Source organism: Variovorax soli NBRC 106424 (assembly GCF_001591385.1).
Lineage (GTDB): Bacteria > Pseudomonadota > Gammaproteobacteria > Burkholderiales > Burkholderiaceae_C > Variovorax > Variovorax soli.
The window spans coordinates 1-955 of sequence record NZ_BCUU01000231.1 but is presented as its reverse complement, the minus strand read 5'-3'; the positions used below and the strand labels follow the sequence as shown (position 1 = coordinate 955).

At 73.1% G+C, this 955-nt stretch carries 1 protein-coding gene and 1 pseudogene; both read left to right on the top strand.

The features are described 5' to 3' along the window. The coding region (gene fliH, locus VSO01S_RS26530) for a flagellar assembly protein FliH (RefSeq protein ID WP_068645715.1) at positions 1-582 on the top strand (582 nt) is incomplete at its 5' end. Then, a pseudogene (locus VSO01S_RS26525) lies at positions 575-955 on the top strand (flagellum-specific ATP synthase FliI); the annotation flags it as partial. The gene fliH and the pseudogene VSO01S_RS26525, both read left to right, overlap by 8 nt.

Here is a 955-nt window from a genome sequence, read left to right as displayed (position 1 = left end):
GGCCCCACGCTGGAAGACAAGCTGCTGGCCCGCCTGCGCGTGGACGCCCGCGCCATGGGCGAGGCCGAAGGCCGCCGCCAGGGCTTTGCCCAGGGCCATGCCGAAGGCCTGGAAGCCGGCCGCACCGAAGGCCGCGCCGAAGGCCTGGCCCTGGCCACGGCCCACGCCGAGCAGTTGCGCACGCTGGCGCAGAGCCTGCCTGCGGCCCTCGCCGGCATCGAGCGCGAGCTGTCCGATTCGCTCATTGCCCTGGCGCTGGACGTGGCGCGCCAGGTGGTCCACCACAGCCTGGACGTGGAGCCCGCCTGGATCGTGCCGCTGGTGCAGCAGTTGCTCGCCAGCAAGCCCGCCCTGCAAGGCGAGCCGCGCCTGCAGCTGCACCCCGACGACGTGGCGCTGGTGCGCAGCAGCTTGGGCAACGCGCTGCAGGAAGCCGGCTGGCAAGTTCGCGCCGATGACAGCATCTCGCGCGGCGGCTGCCGCGTTCTATGTGCGGGCAGCGAGGTCGACGCCACGCTGGAAACCCGCTGGGAGCGCGTGACCGCCGGGCTGGTCGGCCAAGAGAAGGCAGCCCATGGTTGAAGACGTGCAACAAGCGGCGCCCGCATCGAACAACGCCCATTTGCGCACCTGGCAAGCGGCGCTCGCGCAGGCCGGCCAGGACGCGGCCCGGCGCGTGCCCACCAGCGTCTCGGGCCGCCTCACCCGTGCGGTGGGCCTGGTGCTGGAAGCCGTAGGCCTGCAATTGCCCGTGGGCAGCGACTGCCTGATCGAGCTGCCGCCCGGCTATCCGCAACGCCATGCCGAAGCCGAGGTGGTGGGCTTTGCCGGCGACCGGCTCTTCCTGATGCCGCAGACCGAAGTGGCCGGCCTGCTGCCCGGTGCGCGCGTGTTCGTGCGGCCCGGTGCCGCCGGCGGCGCCAGCGGTCGCGAAGGCGGCGTGCACACCAAGCGC